General features: G+C 53.2%; 16 protein-coding genes. All 16 read left to right on the top strand.

What is annotated here, in order from left to right; translation table 11 throughout:
• Nucleotides 1-689: 689 nt before the first annotated feature.
• The 16 genes from PBOR_RS22940 (at nt 690) to PBOR_RS22865 (ending at nt 18,928) form a co-directional block, all read left to right on the top strand.
• Entirely contained in the window at nt 690-1,139 is a 450-nt protein-coding gene (locus PBOR_RS22940; protein ID WP_218918852.1) for a hypothetical protein, read from the top strand.
• Nucleotides 1,140-1,554: 415 nt separating this feature from the next.
• The gene (locus PBOR_RS22935) at nt 1,555-3,081 is read left to right on the top strand and encodes a PucR family transcriptional regulator (RefSeq protein WP_042215697.1); all 1,527 of its coding nucleotides are present in this window, start codon (nt 1,555-1,557) and stop codon (nt 3,079-3,081) included.
• A gap of 254 nt (nt 3,082-3,335) precedes the next feature.
• Nucleotides 3,336-4,346, top strand: coding sequence for an ABC transporter permease (locus PBOR_RS22930; protein WP_171716738.1), 1,011 nt, complete (start codon nt 3,336-3,338; stop codon nt 4,344-4,346).
• Between the two features lie 30 nt (nt 4,347-4,376).
• Nucleotides 4,377-5,276, top strand: coding sequence for an ABC transporter permease (locus tag PBOR_RS22925; RefSeq protein ID WP_042215695.1), 900 nt, complete (start codon nt 4,377-4,379; stop codon nt 5,274-5,276).
• A gap of 147 nt (nt 5,277-5,423) precedes the next feature.
• Nucleotides 5,424-7,028 (top strand): ABC transporter substrate-binding protein, encoded by a 1,605-nt coding sequence (locus tag PBOR_RS22920; RefSeq protein WP_174479828.1) that lies wholly within the window; start codon nt 5,424-5,426, stop codon nt 7,026-7,028.
• A gap of 217 nt (nt 7,029-7,245) precedes the next feature.
• On the top strand, nt 7,246-8,529 hold the full coding sequence (locus PBOR_RS22915; RefSeq protein ID WP_042215691.1) for a M20 family metallopeptidase: 1,284 nt from the start codon (nt 7,246-7,248) through the stop codon (nt 8,527-8,529).
• 37 nt (nt 8,530-8,566) lie between these two features.
• Nucleotides 8,567-9,544 carry an ABC transporter ATP-binding protein gene (locus tag PBOR_RS22910; protein ID WP_042215690.1) on the top strand — a complete coding sequence of 326 codons (978 nt, stop codon included), beginning with the start codon at nt 8,567-8,569 and terminating at the stop codon, nt 9,542-9,544.
• Entirely contained in the window at nt 9,541-10,503 is a 963-nt protein-coding gene (locus tag PBOR_RS22905) for an ABC transporter ATP-binding protein (protein WP_042215688.1), read from the top strand. Before PBOR_RS22910 ends, PBOR_RS22905 begins: the two co-directional genes overlap by 4 nt.
• Nucleotides 10,504-10,774: 271 nt before the next feature.
• Entirely contained in the window at nt 10,775-11,803 is a 1,029-nt protein-coding gene (locus PBOR_RS22900) for an acyltransferase family protein (protein WP_042215686.1), read from the top strand.
• A 98-nt stretch (nt 11,804-11,901) separates the two neighbouring features.
• On the top strand, nt 11,902-12,327 hold the full coding sequence (locus tag PBOR_RS22895) for a hypothetical protein (RefSeq protein ID WP_052429607.1): 426 nt from the start codon (nt 11,902-11,904) through the stop codon (nt 12,325-12,327).
• A gap of 141 nt (nt 12,328-12,468) precedes the next feature.
• The gene (locus tag PBOR_RS22890; protein WP_099052486.1) at nt 12,469-13,701 is read left to right on the top strand and encodes a D-alanyl-D-alanine carboxypeptidase family protein; all 1,233 of its coding nucleotides are present in this window, start codon (nt 12,469-12,471) and stop codon (nt 13,699-13,701) included.
• A gap of 186 nt (nt 13,702-13,887) precedes the next feature.
• Nucleotides 13,888-14,241 (top strand): anti-sigma F factor antagonist, encoded by a 354-nt coding sequence (gene spoIIAA / locus PBOR_RS22885; protein ID WP_036727462.1) that lies wholly within the window; start codon nt 13,888-13,890, stop codon nt 14,239-14,241.
• Entirely contained in the window at nt 14,238-14,693 is a 456-nt protein-coding gene (gene spoIIAB / locus PBOR_RS22880) for an anti-sigma F factor (RefSeq protein ID WP_042215683.1), read from the top strand. Before spoIIAA ends, spoIIAB begins: the two co-directional genes overlap by 4 nt.
• Before the next feature lie 11 nt (nt 14,694-14,704).
• Nucleotides 14,705-15,460 (top strand): RNA polymerase sporulation sigma factor SigF, encoded by a 756-nt coding sequence (gene sigF, locus PBOR_RS22875; protein ID WP_039300284.1) that lies wholly within the window; start codon nt 14,705-14,707, stop codon nt 15,458-15,460.
• Nucleotides 15,461-16,195: 735 nt separating this feature from the next.
• Complete coding sequence (locus tag PBOR_RS22870; RefSeq protein ID WP_042215681.1) at nt 16,196-16,750, top strand: RNA 2'-phosphotransferase; 555 nt, start codon at nt 16,196-16,198, stop codon at nt 16,748-16,750.
• 582 nt (nt 16,751-17,332) lie between these two features.
• Complete coding sequence (locus tag PBOR_RS22865) at nt 17,333-18,928, top strand: sigma-70 family RNA polymerase sigma factor (RefSeq protein ID WP_042215680.1); 1,596 nt, start codon at nt 17,333-17,335, stop codon at nt 18,926-18,928.
• Nucleotides 18,929-18,981: the final 53 nt, after the last annotated feature.

The following is an 18,981-nucleotide window of genomic DNA, read 5'->3' as shown; positions in this document are numbered from 1 at the left end:
GTGGAGCGGGAAGTAAGGGAGGAAGAGTTGGAGGGGGAAGTGAGAGGTACGGGGGGGGGGTGGTGTGGGAAATGTGGGAATGGAAAGTGGGGAGTAAGGGAGTAAGGGAGTGAGGGAGTGAGGGAGTAAGGGAGTGAGGGAGTAAGGGAGTAAGGGAGTAAGGGAGTAAGGGAGTAAGGGAGTAAGGGAGTAAGGGAGTGAGGGAGTGAGGGAGTAAGTAAGGAAGGAAGGAAGGAAGGAAGGAAGGAAGGAAGGAAGGAAGGAGCGAGGAAGTAGGAAATGAGAAAGTGAGGGTATGAGAAGTGGAAATTGAGAAATTGAGTATGGGGAGTGGGGGATGAAGAGTATGGAGGTGGATGGGAGTGGAGAGGTGAAGAGAGGAGAGTAGGAGAGTGCGCAGATTTTTAAGTACATACAGAAATGAACAGTCGGTCGGGCACCATACAGAAAGTATAGTAGCAACATTTCAAGCAGCTCACAGCAGTAAATCAAAGGTATAAATCCCTCTGTTTCTGCCGAAAGTGGCTCACAGCAGTAAATCAAAGGTATAAATCCCTCTGTTTCCGCCGAAAGCGGCTCACAACAGTAAATCAAAGGTAAAAATCCCTCTGTTTCCGCCGAAAGTGGCTCACAGCACCAAATTAAAAGTAAAAATCCCTCTGATTCCGCCACGATGGCTAAAAGTGGAAATGAGGGGCAAAAGTGCCCTTGATTTCAGCCTAAGGAGGATAAAAGTGGATATGAGGGGTAAAAGTGCCCTTGATTTCAGCCTGAGGAGGCTAAAAGTGGAAATGAGAGGCAAAAGTGCCCTTGATTTCACCACAAGTAGGATAAAAGTGGAAATGAGGGGCAAAAGTGCCCTTGATTTCAGCCTAAGGAGGATAAAAGTGGAAATGAGGGGCAAAAGTGCCCTTGATTTCAGCCTGAGGAGGCTAAAAGTGGAAATGAGGGGCAAAAGTGTCCTTGATTTCCGCCTAAGGAGGATAAAAGTGGAAATGAAGGGTAAAAGTGCCCTTGGTTCTATCCGAAGGAGCTCCAGCTCTAAATCAATGGTACGAATCCCTCTGATCGCGCCGTCGCAGCCCGCAGCCCGCAGCACCAACTCAAAGCACACATCTCTCTCATTTCACCAGAAGTGACCTCCAGCACGGAATGAGAGGCACTATTACAACAGATCCCACCTGTGTTTGTGGCCAATTCTCCCCCCCCAGCTTCAAGCGCCCCTCATACAGGCCGGCGTAGCCATCAGATTAGTTACTTTGTTCAATAAGGACATATTGTGTCCTATTTTCGTACTACTTGTGTCCTATTCACAGTCACCGAATCAGCTTGTTGACCGGTGCTTTCCCTCCCACACCTTCGCATAAATCCGAAAAAAATATCTGCAATTTTATATATTTTTCCTGTGGCTGGGCGGGAATGTCTGATAAACTAGCGGGAATGCGAATGTAAGCTGGCGGTATACGAGTGGCTACGGGTGAGTACGGGTGCATACGGGTGGCATATTTCAGGAAAAATCATGAAATACTGAAGACAGTAGAGGGAGGCAGAATGTTGAATACACGAGGAATTACGCTACGGGAGCTGATGGAGCTCTCTGTGCTTGGCAAAGCGAAGGTTATCAGCGGCCAGCAGGGGCTGGACCGCGTGGTCCGGTTCGTAGATATTATGGAGGTTCCGGATCTGAAGGGCTGGATCAGCGAAGGTGTTATGCTGCTGACTACGGCGTATTCCATCCGCCACGATCCTTCTCTGCTGACTGAGCTAATCTATACGCTCGATAATCTGGGTGCGGCGGCGCTGGCGATTAAGCCGGCACGCTTCCTGAAGGAAATTCCTCAAGGGGCGATCGAGGCCAGCAATGCCTGCGGTCTGCCGATTGTGGAGATCCCGCCGGAGATTCCGTATACGGATATCACCCAGCCGGTAATGGAGCTGCTGCTCGGACGCCAGGCGATGCTGCTGCGCCGTGCGGAGGAAGTCTACCGCACGCTGACGACGATGGTGCTGGAGAACAGCGGCATTCAGGCGGTCAGCGATAATGTCGCTGATTTTCTGAAAGCGCCGGTTGCCCTGGTCGACACCGAGCGGAAGATTATCGTGTCTTCACCGGCCGATTTCGACTGGTCACAGAGAGAGGCGCCGCTGAACTGGAATATTCACGTGGACCGGCGGACCGTAGCCAGACTGCTGGTGGACAAAGAGCGGCTGGACGATATGGAGGAAGTGGGTATCGAGCAAGCCCGGCTCGTCTTTGCCCTGGAGCTGATGCGGCGCAAGGTTGCGGAGGATACCGAGTTCCGGCTGCGCGGCAACTTCATCGATGAGCTGCTGACTCCGCCGCTGCCTTCGCGGCATGAGGTAGAGCGGCGGGCACGCCAGCTCGGGATGAATCCCGAGCATAAGTGGGAGGTTGCTGTGATCGAAGGGGAGACAGCGCCGAGTGAGGAAACGGTGAACCGGCTGCTGGAGCGGGAGGCGAAGAGACGCGGAGTCACGCCTCACGTTGAATACCGCTCCAGCCGGGCTGTACTGTTCCTGCCTACGCAGGAGGGGCGTAAATTCACGCCGGGCGGAGATGCAGAGGAGCCGTGGGAGAAGACGCTGGGAGGCTGGCTGCAGGACAAAAACGAAGGCCTCAGCAGCTACCGGAGCGGAATCGGCACCTCAGAATTCCTGTGGGACATTCACACCAGCTACAACGAAGCGCGTAAAGCGCTGTCTATCTCGCGGCGGCTCGGCCAAGGGGCAGGCGGTGTCACCCGCTATGAAGAGATGGAGGTATACCATCTGCTGGAGGGCCTGGGCGGTGCGGGATTCGGGCGGCTGTTCGAGCGTAAGCTGGGCAAGCTGCTGCAGTATGACCAGGAGCATGACAGCAATATGCTGCTGACGTTCTATCATTACCTGGAGTGCCGGGGCAGCCTGATCGAGACGGCGAACAGCCTGTACATCCACCGGAATTCAGTCAAATACCGGCTGGAGCGGATTAAGGATATCACCGGCTTCGATCTGAACGATCCGCGTGAGCAGTTCGTCTGCCATTTGTGCCTGATCTACTACTACCTGCAGGAAAAATAGGCGGGACTGGAACTTTTATGGAATAGTATGTTAGGAAAGGTTACATATAAAAGCGTTGATAGTGCACAATCGACAAACGGTTGTGCTTTTTTTTAGCTGAACGGGACGTAGAGAGGTGTTCAAAATCTATGTAGAATTAGCACAACTACTAAAGAGGACAAACAAACCGCATAGTACCTGACATGAGAAGAACGTTTCCGTCAAAAAGGAAGTCACAGCATGGATGGCACAGAAGCCGTAAGGGGGTTGATTCATTGTTTGCTTACACATTAAAAAGACTTGTGCAGATGATTCCAGCCTTGCTCGGTATTATCGTCATCACCTTCATTCTCTCAAGAGTACTGCCGGGTGACCCGGCGATCATGCTGGCCGGAGAGCAGGCTCCGGAGGAGATTGTGGACAAGATCCGCCAGGATATGGGGCTCGATAAGCCACTGTATATCCAGTTCTTCACTTACATCGGCCAATTGCTGCAAGGCAATATCGGCTACGCTTATCACACGGGTCATACGGTAGCCAGCGATTTGGCTTCGCGGTTCCCGGCCACGATTGAGCTGACCCTGGCCAGCATTCTGATCGCGGTCCTGGTGGCTATCCCCGTTGGGATTGTCGCTGCTACCCGCAAGGAATCGTTTCTGGATCACATCTCACGCGTGTTCTCGCTGATAGGTGCATGCGTGCCGATCTTCTGGCTGGGCCTGATGTTCATTTATGTCTTTTATTCCATTCTGGGCTGGGCACCGGCACCGATGGGACGGATCAGCGGAGACTTGAATCCCCCGGTGCACATTACCGGGCTGTATGTTCTGGACAGCATCCTCTCAGGTGATACGGCAGCACTCAAAAGCAGCCTCTCGCATCTGCTGCTTCCGGCAATCTGCCTCAGTACCGGCACGATGGCGATCATTGCCCGGATGACCCGTTCCAGCATGCTGGAGGTCGTGGATCAGGACTTCGTCCGCACCGCCCGGGCCAAAGGGCTGCGGGAATCAGCCGTCATCTACAAGCATGCGCTCGTCAATGCACTAATACCAACATTGACCGTTCTCGGTCTGCAATTCGGGTTTCTGATGGGCGGCGCGGTCATCACCGAGACGATCTTCTCGTGGCCGGGAATCGGCGGCTATGTCACTGACTCCATCCTTGCTGCGGATTATGCGCCGATTCAAGCCTTCACCCTGGTCAGCGCCGTGCTCTACTGCGGAATTAACCTGGCGGTAGATCTGATCTATGGCTTCATTGACCCGAGAATCCGCTATGAATAGAACAGCTTGTGTGAGAGGAGGAGATTGCTTGTGAGCACTGCAGCACATTCAGCACAGGGCAGTCCGGCCAAACCCGCTGCGGCGGCTAAACCCCGGACGTTGTTGTCCCTGCTGCTGCATAACCGTCTGGCTGCCCTGGGGCTAACCTTTATTCTGATCTGGACCGTGGTAGCCATTATCGCACCCTGGCTTGCACCGCATGATCCTTATGTTACGGATATGGCGAACAAACTCCAGGCGCCCTCGGGCAGCCACTGGTTCGGAACCGACAACTTCGGGCGGGATATTCTCAGCAGGGTACTGTACGGCGCACGGATCAGTATCTGGACCGGCCTGATTGCCGTCTCGATTTCCTTTGTTATCGGTGTGCCGCTCGGCGGAATTGCCGCTTACTATGGCGGCCGTACCGGAACCATCATCATGCGGCTGATGGATGTACTATTGTCCTTCCCGTCACTGGTCCTGTCGATGGCGATTGCCGCTTCCATTGGAGCAGGTCTCAGCAGTGCGATGATCGCCGTCGGGATTGTCGGCATCCCGGAATTTGCCCGGCTGATGTTCGGGCAGACCGTATCGCTCCGCGAGAAGGAGTATATAGAAGCAAGCCGGGCGATCGGCGTGAAGAATACAGTCATCCTGTACCGCCACATCCTGCCGAATGCCCTGGCTCCGCTGATGGTGCAGGCAACGCTCGGAATGGGCTTCGCCATCCTGACCGCCTCCAGTCTCAGCTTCCTCGGTCTTGGCGTCAGACCCCCGATTGCCGAATGGGGCGCGATGATTTCAGAAGGCCGGGAATACATCATTTCCGGGCAATGGTGGCTGGTTACTTTTCCAGGGTTGTCCATTGCCACTTCCATCTTAGGCTTTAACCTGCTCGGAGACGGTTTCCGGGACGTTCTTGATCCGCGGTTGCGCTCGGGTAAATAGAGCAGAGCCGGGGGATATCCCCCGATAAGCTCGGCAATACCCCGATAAATATAGATCAGAGCTTGCCGGAGCGGTTGCGGCAGGATGATCACAAGCAGCACCAGTACTACCAGTGCAGGCAGGATATAGAAAAGGGAGGAACTACTGATGAAAAGAGTTAAACTATTGTCCACACTCGTCGCTTTTTCAGTAATGCTTGCCGGATGCGCCAGCAGCGCCAATCCGCAGACACCTGCTGCCACTACGGCAGCTTCAGGAACTACAGGGACGGCTGCTCCCGCTGCCAAGTCAAATCTGACGGTTGCTTATTCCGAGGGCGGCACTACGCTCGACCCCGCAGAAGCTAACGATCTGACCTCCGATACACTTGTGCTTGCCGCTTATGATCAGCTGGTCACCTACGGCATCAAAACCGAAAATGGCACAAGCATCGCCAACACCGAAGACATTCAGCCCATGCTGGCAGAGAGCTGGGAAGTGAACGCTGATAACACGGTGTACACCTTCAAGCTGAAATCCGGCGTGAGCTTCCAGAGCGGCAATCCGGTGGATGCCGAGGCGGTTGCGTACTCTTTTGACCGCGTGGCTAAATCAAGCTCCGGCAGCTTCCTCTATGGAATGGCGGCGATCAAGTCCGTTGCGGTGAAAGACGCTTCCACCGTTGAAGTTACACTGACTAATGCCAATCATAATTTCCTGCAGATTCTGGCGATGTACACCTTCTCCATCGTGGATCAAAAGACCGTAGAAGCACAGGGTGCAGACTACCTCAAGACGAATGCTGCCGGCTCCGGCCCGTTCACGCTTGAGAAGTGGGACCCGGCGACCGAAGCTGTCTTCACGGCTAATGAGAGCTACTGGCAGGGTGCGCCTAACCTCAGCAAAGTAACCCTGAAATTCACCAAAGAAGCCTCTAACCGCGTACTGCTGCTGGATAAAGGCGATGTAGATATGGCGATCGAGATTCCTCCGAAGGATGTAGCCTCCCTGCAGAGCAATACGGACCTGACCGTCGCCTCCAATGCGAGCAACCGGATTCTGTTCTTCGCAATGAACAATAAGGTTAAACCTTTTGACAATGTAAAAGTCCGCCAGGCGATCAACTATGCGATTCCTTATGATGAGCTGCTGAGCGGGGTAATGTACGGCCAGGCCAAGCAGATGAAGAGCTCTGTGGCGAGCAACACGCCGGGCTTCACCGATGCAGGCTACGTATATGAGCACAACCTGGATAAAGCTAAGGAGCTGCTTACAGAGGCCGGCTATCCGGACGGGTTTACCTTTGACTTCACGCTTGGCTCCGGTTTCGATGACTGGGAGGATGATGCGGTCCTGATTCAGGCGGAGCTGGCCAAAATCGGTGTAACCATGAACATCAACAAGCTGGCCCGCGCCCAGTTCCTGGAGCAGCAGAAGACCAATAATCTCACCTCTTATATCTCCAAATGGACATCATTCGTCAATGATCCAGGCTATCACCTCGGATTCCTGCTGTACGGCAAAGGCTCTTCCAACTACATCAACTATTCAAATGCTGAAGTAGACAAGCTGTGGGATGAGGCGAACCTGGAGACAGACGCAGCGAAACGGACAGCACTCTATGAGCAGGCACAGGAAATCATTACAACAGAAGCACCTTGGGCTTATCTGTACGAATACAACCGCATTGTCGGCATGAGCAACAAGATCAGCGGCTACGCCTTCTATCCGGATGAAGTTATCCGTTTCTATCCGCTATCGATTACTGAATAAGCAGGTTTGGCTAAAAGAGAGCGGACGGGCCATTGGCTTTGTCCAAATATAAGAAATTATAGGTTTCACACGATAACTTATCCTTATATTTCTCGCTGAAACGGTACCGTCCTAACAAGGACGGTACAGCCGTTTCTACTTGCTCTTTTTCACAAATTCAAATACCTCACGCCAGCCGCAGGGCAGGCAGCAGGGAACGCAAAGGAGAATTACAACCATGACTGACTGGAAAAGCAAGGTACTGGAGGCGATAGATGCTGAGCAGGATAAGCTGCTGGAGCTGTGCTCACAGCTGATCCGTTTCCCCTCGGAGAATCCGCCTGGAGATTCGCGCGAGATCAGCGCCTTTATCATTGATTATCTGAAGGAAGCGGGTATAGATACCCGTGTCCATCCGGCAACAGATACGATGCTGAATCTTGTTTCTACACTGGGTACAGGGTCTGAACTGCCATCCGGCAAAAATCTGATTTTCTGCGGACATACAGATGTCGTTCCTGCCGGAGACCGCTCGCGCTGGGATTTCGATCCGTTCAGCGGCGATATCGTTGACGGCTATCTGCTGGGCAGAGGCGCCTCCGATATGAAAGCCGGCCTGGCCGGGCTGATCTATGTGACTGCACTTCTGTCCAAGCTTGGCGTACCGCTAAAGGGCGATTTATCTCTCCTGATCGTGCCGGATGAAGAAACCGGCGGCCATCTGGGTGTGCCTTGGGTGCTGGAACGCGGCCTCATTACCGGAACGGCGGCGGTTATCGCCGAGCCATCAGGCCCGCTGAACCCGACGATCGGGCAAAAGGGCAGCTGCTGGTTCGAATTCACCGTCGAAGGCACGCCGGGTCACGGCAGCCTTTCGCCAGTGGTCGGAGACAGCGCGATTGTCAAAGCAGCTAAAGGTATTGAGGCTTTGCAGCGTCTATGGGATATCAAAGTCGATATTCCCGATGAAGTGAAGGAGATTATCCGCATTTCGCAGGATTATGTGAAGGAGCGCGAACAGGACGGCTCGATCGCCTATCAGGTATTCGATCATGTGACGGTGAATATCGGAACGATCCAGGGCGGAACTAAGGTGAATGTAGTGGCGGACCGCTGCACGATCCAGGTTGATTCCCGTGTACCGTTCGGTGTAGACTACCGCGATGTGCTTGACCGTGCCCGTTCCCTGCTGCTGGAGGCAGGTATTGAATCTGAAGTGAAGGGCTTCGGCTTCCAGGGCAACGCCAACTGGACCTCGAATGAGGAGCCGGTCGTCAGCGATCTGGTGGAGAGCATCTGTGAAGTCAGCGGGGAAGAGGCTTACGGTGTGCTGCAATGGGCCTCCAGTGATGCCCGCCATTTCCGCACGCATAACATTCCTGTACTGCAATACGGCCCGGCCGAGCTGTCGACGATTCATAACTTTAACGAGAAGGCACCGGTCTGGCAGATTATCCAATGCGCGAAAGTATATGCCCTGACGGCACTTAAATATCTGGGCGTGGAAGATACAGAGAACTAGATGATATATTTGTGGTTTTAACGAAGGAGGGGCAATCATGACAGAACTGCTGGAAGTATCAGGGCTATGCACCGAATTTCAAACAGCGGCCGGAACGATCCGCGCGGTGGACGGCATCAGTCTGTCAGTGCGCAAAGGGGAGACGCTGGGAATAGTCGGCGAATCCGGCTGCGGCAAAAGCATCACCTCACTGTCAATTATGCAGCTTCTGCCCAAGCGGATCAGCCGGATCGCCTCCGGCCACATCCGGTTTGAAGGCAAGGATATGCTGGAGATGTCGATGAAGGAGGTTCGCGGCATCCGGGGCAACCGGATTGCGATGATTTTTCAGGAGCCGATGACCTCGCTGAATCCGGTATTTAAGATCGGCCGCCAGATTTCCGAATCTGCACGTTACCATCTGAAGCTGAGCAAGAAGGAAGCGGCGGAGCGGGCGGTGGAGATGCTGCGCAAGGTCGGGATTCCCCGGCCGGAAAAGATCGCGCAGCAGTATGCCCATCAGCTCTCCGGAGGCATGCGCCAGCGGGTGATGATCGCGATGGCGATGGTCTGCAATCCCCAGCTGCTGATTGCCGATGAGCCGACAACGGCTCTGGACGTGACGATCCAGGCGCAGATTCTTGATCTGATGCGCGAACTGCAGGAGAAGGAGGGCATGTCCATTCTGATGATCACGCATGATCTTGGCGTAGTCGCCGAGATGTGTGACCGGGTCGTCATTATGTATGCCGGGCAGATCGTGGAGGAGACGGATGTTGCTACCCTGTACAGCAATCCGCTGCATCCGTATACCCGGGGGCTGCTGGCTTCCCTGCCTCAGCTTGCGGGTGACGAGGACCGGCTCAGCTCCATCCCGGGCCAGGTGCCGAATCCGGCTAATCTTCCGTCCGGGTGCCGGTTCGCACCGCGCTGTCCGGTGGCTGTAGAGCGCTGTAGCGAGAAGCTTCCGGAGCTGCTTGAGGTGCAGCCGGGCCACACATGCCGCTGTATCCTGCAGCAGGAGGGAGTCATATGAGCACAATCCTTGAAGTCCGCAACCTGAAGAAGCATTATCCGATCCGCAAAGGCTTCTTCTCCAAGCAGGTCGGCGCTGTAAAAGCAGTAGACGGCATTACGTTATCCGTCCAGCAGGGGGAGACACTTGCGGTGGTCGGTGAATCCGGCTGCGGCAAATCGACCACCGGCCGGGCCATCCTGCGGCTGATTGAGCCGACGGAAGGCGAGATTATGTTTAACGGCACCGATGTGCGCGCTCTTAGTACCGAACAGCTGCGCAGGTTCCGTACCGATATGCAAATGGTGTTCCAGGACCCTTATGCTTCGCTCGACCCGCGCTGGACCGTCCAGCGCATACTGGAGGAGCCGCTTCGTACACACGAGTCCGCTCCGGCCAGTGAGCTCAAAAGCCGGGTAGAGCAGCTGATGGAAGTGGTGGGCTTGTCCCCCTATCAAGCCCACCGCTTTCCCCATGAATTCTCCGGCGGCCAGCGGCAGCGGATCGGGATTGCCCGGGCGCTTGCACTGAATCCGAAGTTCATTGTCTGTGACGAGCCGGTATCGGCACTGGATGTCTCGATCCAGGCCCAGGTGCTGAATCTGATGCAGGATCTGCAGGAGCAATACGGCCTTACCTATATGTTCATTTCCCATGACCTGTCCGTTGTGAAATTTATCAGCGACCGGGTGGCAGTGATGTACCTCGGACGGATCGTCGAGCTGGCACCGACCAGGTCGCTGTTCGCGAAGCCGCTGCATCCGTATACGCAGGCGCTGATGTCGGCGGTCCCGGTGCCGAATCCGGGAGTGAAGAAGCAGCGGATTGTCCTGACCGGTGACGTTCCGAACCCGGAGACACCGCCGAGCGGCTGCGCCTTCCATCCGCGTTGTCCTTACGCCATGGACCGCTGCAAGAGTGAGGCTCCGGTGCTGCGCGAGCTGGATTCGGGCCATCAGGTCTCGTGCCATTTATATTAATGCACTATGTGCAGATAAGGGCCATCCGGCAGCGGATGGTCCTTGCTGTGCGCAGGTGATCGTCGGACTTTAGCCCTAGTCCTGCAAGCTGAAACGGATTTCACTGTCATCTAGGAGCAACGCCTTATTTTATATGTAGTTCGTCCGTTGTTAAGTGCCATTCTTTTCAGAAATACCACTGAAATATTTCATTTAAAATTGAAATAAATCATGAACCAACCTATAATTATAATTAAATAACAACTGAAATGGGAGGAGATGGAAGGAGATAGTGGAAAAACGACGTGAATTATGGATTGATGCAGCCAAGGGCTTCAGTATTATTTTTGTAGTCATGGGCCATTCCGGTGATGCGGCAGCGAATCATTATCTGTCCTGGTTTAGGATGCCATTGTTCTTTCAGCTAAGCGGGCTGGTGTTTAAACCGGTCGATCCCGGGCGATATCTGGGCTGGGCGGCGAGACGGACCAAAGGGCTGATGACTCCCTATTTTGCCTATGGCCTCCTGATTGCTGTGGTGCTGCTGCTGTTCAGCTTCAATATAAGAGGGTTTGCCGAAAATATGGCGAGGCTGCTCTACGGCGGACTATCCCTTACCGGTCCTTACGGGGTATTCTGGTTCATCACCTGCCTGCTGTTTACGCAATTGCTCTTTGGATACATCGTCAGATATTCCCGCAGAATACAACTTCTCCTGCTCACCTCCGCCTACCTGGTCTCCCATTTGATCTCTCTGACCGCGCTTAAGAATTTCAATCTTCCCTGGAACATCGATGTTGCACTGCTCGCTGTTACGTATTATGCGATCGGGTTCTATGGTAAACAAGCCATACCAGCGCTAATCAGCCGTTATTCGGCCTTGCTGGTGCTGCTCCCTTTGTCTGCACTTGTGCTGCTGCTGGAACGGACAGGCATCATTCACTACAGTCTGAACATGAAGTATAAGGAGTATGAGTCGCTGCTGCTGGATCTGGCTGTTCCGCTGCTGATTTCTTTGACGATCTGCGCAGCGGTCTACCAGCTTGCAAGGCTGATTCCGCTGGGCTGGATGGGCAGCCTTGGACGGAATACCATCACCATTATGTATCTGCATTTGCCTCTGAATTACAGTCTTAAATACCTGCTTGGCGCGGATTACGGGCTGGTGCCATTCACTTTAATTGGAGTCATTGTGCCGCTGCTTGCCGCCAAGTGGGCTGTGCGCTACCCGGTATTATCGAGGTTCTACCTTGGGAAAGCGGGCGGCGTTCCTCCGGCTAAGCGGACGGGCAAGGCTGCCTCTGTCTCTAGTAATGGATGAATCTTCTGCATAAATAGGCAATGCTATTGATAGAAGTGCACAAGCTCTTTTTCATAATGTTCATATACTTTAATAGAACATGAAAAGGAGTGATAAGCATGGTCAAAACGCTTTTGGACTATAATGCATCCGTAGTTACACCTATTACGAACGGGGTTGCCATCCCGGTCCCCATCTCCCCCGCTGGTGTGCAGATTGCCGGAACATCGGTATATATTGATCCCGCAGTTCCGGCCCACTTCCCGAACAAAGTAGAGCTCAAAGCAACGATCGGCGTAAATGTTACGCTGGATACCCCGAATATCCTGGTGCGCATCTGGCGTGCAGGCTTCGAAATCTTTTATGCACGGGCAGAGTACGAGGATTTCTTCAATGACGACGGCATTATCTCGCTGCATATGGTAGATATCAACGTCCCGGCTGGTGTCCAGAACTATCAGCTGATTGTTGAGAATCAGGATACCAACTCTACTGCTGTTGTGGTTGGACCTGTTATTTTCAGCGCAATGGCTATCGGAGGCTAACGATTCATAGGGTGTGTAAGAGAGGCTTCTCTCAAGTATCTGCGAGGATACCGGGGGAAGCTTCTTTTTTTGTGCGTAAAATGGAATAATTTCCTGCCTTTTTGACGAAACTGGAACACAGTACCTGTGAAATGAAGGTTAATGTTCAGGAGGGGAACCATTGTGAGAAAAATTCGTTATGTTACGCTTGCACTGTGCATCGCTGTTTCGGTTCTGGGAGGGGCTTCAGGCGCTTTTGCTGAGGAAAAAGCCAAAGGTACTGCCAATACCGGCAATACCGGAAGCATTGCGGCCGCTGACCTCGCACCGGGGGCCCGCTCTGCCATTCTTATGGATGCCAGTACGGGCACGATCATCTACGAGAAGAACAGCCATGATAAGCTGCCGCCGGCCAGTATTACCAAAATTATGACCATGCTGCTGACCGTGGAAGCGCTGGATGAAGGCAGGCTGCAGCTGACCGACAAAGTGCGGACGAGTGAGTATGCCGCGTCGATGGGCGGTTCACAGATTTTTCTGGAGCCGGGTGAGGAAATGACTGTGGATGAAATGCTGAAGGGCATCGCGATGGCTTCGGGCAATGATGCTTCTGTAGCCATGGCGGAGAAAATCGCCGGCTCGGAGAGCGCTTTTGTCGATCTGATGAATCAGAAAGCTGAAGCCTTAGGTCTGAAGGACACCCACTTCGCCAACTGCAATGGACTGCCGGCTGCGAATCATTATTCTTCCGCGCATGACATCGCCGTAATCAGCCAGGAGCTGCTGAAGCATGAGCGGATTATCAAGTATACCGGCTCTTATCAGGATTACCTGCGCAAGGATTCAGCCAAGCCGTTCTGGCTGGTCAATACGAACAAGCTGGTGCGCTTCTATACAGGTGCTGACGGCCTGAAGACGGGGTATACGGCTGAAGCGAAATTCTGCCTGTCTGCAACTGCGGCCAGAGACGGGCTGCGCGCTGTCGCGGTTGTGCTGGGGGAGCCGAATACCAAAACACGCAACAGTGAAGTGTCGGCGATGTTCGATTACCTCTTTTCCCAATATAAGCTGCATACGATTCACAAGGCGGGGGACACCATCGGCACAGTGAAGATTGAGAAGGGCGTGAAGACGGAGCTGCCGCTGACGGCGAAGGAAACTTACAGTGTATTACTCAAAAAAGGAATTACCCAGGAGGGCATCCGGCATGAGCTGGTGCTGGAAGAGAATCTGAAGGCTCCGGTGGCCGCAGATCAGACTGTCGGCAAGCTGGTTGTATACCAGGGAACAGACGTCCTGAAGGAATATGAGCTGAAAGCAGGCGAGGATGTAGCCAAGGCAGGCTGGTGGAAGCTGTTCAAGCGTACAACCGGATCGCTTTTTACGATTGATTAGAGCTAGTGATTAATTTCTTGCATTTTGTAGATTGGCCCCATGCTTTATGTAAGTTCTTAGGGGTTTTCTTCTAGTTTTGTCGTGAGGCAGGAATCCTCAATTGCGGTGTAGAAAACCTTGTCCTTGTAGCGGAAAGAAAGTAGTTACAGGGCGGTTGTCCAAGCAACGAAGAGGAGAGTGGCAAGGATGAATTCTCATGTGGAGATGGAGCATCACCGGGGTGTGCTGATTGTCCGTTTGTCTGGCGAACTGGATCATCACGCAGCCGATTATGTACGTATGGATATGGATGAAGCGATTATGCGGGGCCAGGTGGAGCATCTGATTCTTAGCCTGAAGGAGCTGCAGTTCATGGATAGCTCCGGGCTCGGAGTCATTCTGGGAAGGTACAAGCTGATTCGCAGTAAGGGCGGCAAGATGGCAGTCTGCGATGCCACCGCACCCGTGAAGCGCCTGCTGGAAATGTCGGGCCTGTTCAAGATCATGCCCCTATATGACGACGAGAGCGCTGCACTCTCGGATTTGGAGGTTGCGTTATGACAAATAGTGAAGCTCGTAACTTCATGAGCGTCCAGTTTGCCGCACTGTCGGAGAATGAATCTTTCGCGCGTGTGGTAGTGGCGGCTTTTGTCTCCAGGCTTGATCCGACTATGGAGGAGCTGAATGACCTGAAGACGGTTGTGTCGGAGGCGGTCACCAACTGCATTATCCACGGGTACGACAGTGATCCTGCAGGAGTTGTCAGCATCTCCGCTTCCATTGATTTTGAAACTGTGCATTTGACGATCGAAGATCAGGGCAGGGGCATTGAGGATCTGGAGCTGGCCCAGCAGCCGCTGTATACCTCCAAGCCGGAGCTGGAGCGGTCCGGTATGGGCTTTACCATTATGGAGAATTTCATGGATGAATTCGAAGTTACCAGTGAACCGGGACGCGGCACATCCATTTCAATGAAGAAAACCATCGTCTCGAAAAAAGCTTTATACAATTAGGGGTTGGAGCCATGGATGCAGAGTCAAAAAAAGCTCCGCCGACCTATTTGGACGATGCGGAGGTCAAACGTCTAATCGCGCTCAGTCAAGCCGGGGATAATACGGCCCGCGACACGCTGGTCAATTGCAATATCCGCCTCGTCTGGTCAGTGGTGCAGCGGTTTATGAACCGTGGGTATGAACCTGATGATTTGTTCCAGATCGGCTGTATCGGACTGCTGAAGTCCGTTGATAAATTCGACCTCAGCTATGAGGTTAAGTTCTCCACCTATGCGGTGCCGATGATTATCGGCGAGATCCAGCGGTTCCTCCGCGATGACGGCACGCTCAAGGTCAGCCGTTCGCTGAAGGAAATGGCCAATAAGGTGCGCAAGATGAAGGATGAAATGTCCAAAACGCTCGACCGCCTGCCGACCATCGGCGAAGTGGCGGAGGCGCTGGGCGTGACACCCGAAGAAATTGTCTTCGCCCAGGAAGCTAACAAGCCGCCGACTTCGATCCACGAGACGGTCTTCGAGAATGACGGCGATCCGATCACCCTGATCGACCAGATCGCCGACGAGTCGCAGGAGCGCTGGTTCGACAAGCTTGCCTTGAACGAGGCCATAGGCGCCTTAACCGAGCGCGAGCGCCTGATTGTCTACCTGCGTTACTACCGCGACCAGACCCAGTCCGAAGTCGCCAGCCGCCTCGGCATCTCGCAGGTTCAGGTGTCGAGGCTGGAGAAGAAGATCCTCGCGAACATCCGCGAGCAGATCGCGCAGTAAGGTGGCAGTGCCAGGTGCAGAGTGCTGAGCATTCGTAGAGTGGAGGCAGCGGTGCAGCCAGCTTGATACAGCAGTCAAGTAGTCCCGCCGAAGGCGTCAGCCGCCTGATGGCAGGACTAGCAGTACAGCTGAGCATGAATTAAGTATGTGATGTACAGTGACGGGTGCAAGGAGGAGCCGCCTCGGGAGGGGCGGCTTTTTGCTGGAAAAGTGAACGGCAAGACCAATATAATCCAACGGTTGCTGCCAGCCCGCCAATGTCACTGCCACGACTAATATCACTGCTACCCCAGTTACTGCCAGCCCAGTCGTTGTGCTAACCCGCCGCTTCCGCCACCGCAATAACATTTGACGATTAGAGCGGCTTAAAGATTAGATTAGTATGAGGGCGGTACGGAGCGCTAATGTGTTGTCTGAAGTGTGAATCGGACTGAGATTCCCTTATTTCGCCCAAAAGCCTCCTTTTGCAGCTGAAACGGACTGAGATTCCCTTATCTTGTTCATTCGGCCCCAAAATAAGTGGAATCCGGTCACATAACGGATTCTGAGTCCGCGTACTCCGCAAATCTGCCTGATTAGCTGAAATAGCGGAATTTCAGTCCTCCTCCGCCAGCTGAAGGATCATGGAGGGTCTTGCGCATGCGCATTATTATGTTGGCAGCGTTACATATGATAAACTCGTAATCATATATGTTACTTAGAAGCCAATGAGGCATTTTGGTAAGGAGGTTTGATATGGATTACTCGAAGCTCAGTAAAGAGGTTTCGTATGCACTGCGCCACGCGCCTTGGGAGTATGAACTGGAATTAGATGAAGAGGGCTTTGTAGAGATAGAACAGTTATTAAATGCATTGCACCTTGAGCATCAATGGAATTCAGTAACTGCAGCTGATCTTGCTAAGATGATAGAGGCATCAGCTAAACAACGGCATGAGATTGTGGAGGGCAAAATAAGAGCGCTATATGGTCACTCAGTACCTCAAAAAATAATAAAGAAGGATGAAATCCCTCCCCCAATTCTGTACCATGGAACAGCCAGACAATGGGTGGAAACGATTCTGACGGATGGCCTTAAACCGATGAAAAGACAGTACGTTCATTTCTCGGTTGATACCGAAACGGCCAAACTGGTTGGAGGGCGGAAAGATATCAATCCTGTGATCTTAACAATCGACGCCGGGCGGGCAGCACACGAGGGGATCAAGTTCTACCACGGCAATCATAATATCTGGTTAGCGGACTACATTCCGCCTGAATTCATTGCAAAGGATATATTCAGTTCCGAGTAATATTTCATATATAGTTGCAGAATGTGCAATTAAAAGCAGCAATAAGAGATGCCTGCATCATATAACTGTAATCTGTACAACTAAATCTGCCCGAATAGGTGAAAAGCAGTCTACACAGGCAGTTTAATTGTACGAAATACAACTAAACGGTGAATCGGTTGTAAATCAGACTATTTAGTTGTACAGAGTGCAATTAAGCAAGCATATCGCATACTCCCAACTCCCAGGCATATACCGTAATTGGGTCACTGCAAACCCTAGGGTGTGAAATTTACCGCTCCCAACAGCAAAAAGCGTCCCAGCCGGCCATTCACGGCTTGCTGGACGCTTTTTATTTACTCCATATTCCTTAACCTCATCCTAAGGCGCTACAATTACACTTGTGAAATTTGTATGATCTCCAATGAATAAGCGATTGTTATCGCTTGGTATCCTCCCGGCCTCACGGGTCAATAAACGGAGAGATTGTACAATAGGTAGGCTAACCCAGGTCTTGAACAATGTTTTGTAACCTTTTTCCCGGGGAATGGCACCTATTATTAGAACAAGCGAAAAACATACAGAAATGAGGTTCGCAGGCCTATGCTGCAGTGGATTGAAGAAGCGCAGAAAGGGGATGCCGAGGCGTTCCGTCAGCTGACAGAGCATGTCCGGGGTATGGCTTACGTAGTGTCTTACGATATGCTTGGAGATGTTCAGCTGGCGGAGGATGCGGTACAGGAGGCATTTATTGATGCGTATATGAACCTTGGCAGTCTGCAGGAGCCGGCGGCGTTTCCGGGTTGGTTCAGAACCATTGTGGTCAGGCAGTGCCACCGGCTGCTGCGGCGCAGGCGCCAGACTCTGCTGCCTCTAGAGGCTGCAGAGCATGTCGCAGGTTCTACTCCGGGCGTTGAGGAAATTGCCGAACACAGAGAGCGGGCGCGGGTGCTGCATAGCTCGGTGGCAAAATTGTCCGCCAAGCTGCGGGTACCGGTGCAGCTGTTCTACTTCTATGGTTATTCGCTTCAGGAGATTTCCGTATATATGGGAATTCCGGCCGGGACGCTGAAGAAAAGGCTGTATGACGGCAGACGCAAGCTGCAGGGGGCTTATCCCGTTGCTGATCTTGCGGCTGCAATGAATCTGTTACATGAGGGGGGACAGCGTATGCTGCATATTGTGAACGGTGATTCGGTTGGAGACAAACTGAAGCAGGGCATTGTCCAGGGGGATGTGCTCGTATGGAGAGAAATCTACACGGCGGGGCCGATATTCATTGATCCGGCGGCACCGAAGGAACGGCAGCTGCGGGCAGAGGTTCTGCAGGCCACACTGGGAATTCCGGCGACTGAATTTATAGCGGGCTGTGAGGAACAGGAGCGCATTCTCAGCGGATTTCACCGGTATGATGAAGTGGTGCTGTGGTTTGAGCATGATCTGTTCGACCAGAGTATGCTGGCCTATCTGCTGCACTGGTTCAGCATGCAGAAGCCGGACAGCACGAAGCTGAGTCTGCTCTGCATCGGGGAGTTTCCCGGTATTGAGCTGTTCCACGGTCTGGGCCAGCTTACGGCGGCACAGCTGCAGACCTTGTCCGGAACCTGGCAGAACATCGGCACGGAGGAGCTGGAGCTAGGGAGCAGGCTGTGGCAGGCATATGCATCTCCGGATCCCCGGCAGCTGGCTGCCCTGCTGGAGGAGAGTAAGCCGCAGCTGGCAGGATCTGCGCTATCTTTTGCCTACGACGCCTTCAAAGCCCATCTCTCGCGTCTGCCTTCGGTTGATAACGGCCTTGGCATTGTCGAACAGACAACGCTTAAGGCTGCGGCTGGAGGAGCCGATACACCCCTGAAGCTGTTCCGGCAAGTGACGGATTCCCTGCACAGGCTTGGAATGGGGGATGTTGAATATTGGAAGTATCTTCGCACGCTGACAGCGGGAGAGCATCCTCTGCTCACTATTGAGGGGACGGCAGAAACTACAGATTACAGACAGGTACCGGAGTTTCTGAACCGTACAGTTATTCTGACTGAGCTGGGAGAACAGGTATTGGCCGGAACCGCAGATAGAGTCACACTACAAGGTATAGACGAATGGTACGGCGGCCTGCATCAGCAGGGTCATGACGTTCCCTGGCGCTGGGACAATGCTGCTGAATTGCCGGTGCGGGTCCATAATGTAACACAGAGCGAATAGTATTGGATGAAGAGGTTTCCCGGCTGAACGGGCTAACCTCTTTTTTCTGCAGG

Source organism: Paenibacillus borealis (genome assembly GCF_000758665.1).
In the GTDB taxonomy this organism is placed as follows: domain Bacteria; phylum Bacillota; class Bacilli; order Paenibacillales; family Paenibacillaceae; genus Paenibacillus_AQ; species Paenibacillus_AQ borealis.
Note: the sequence above shows the minus strand (reverse complement) of the source record. Positions and strands in the feature narration are given on the sequence as shown.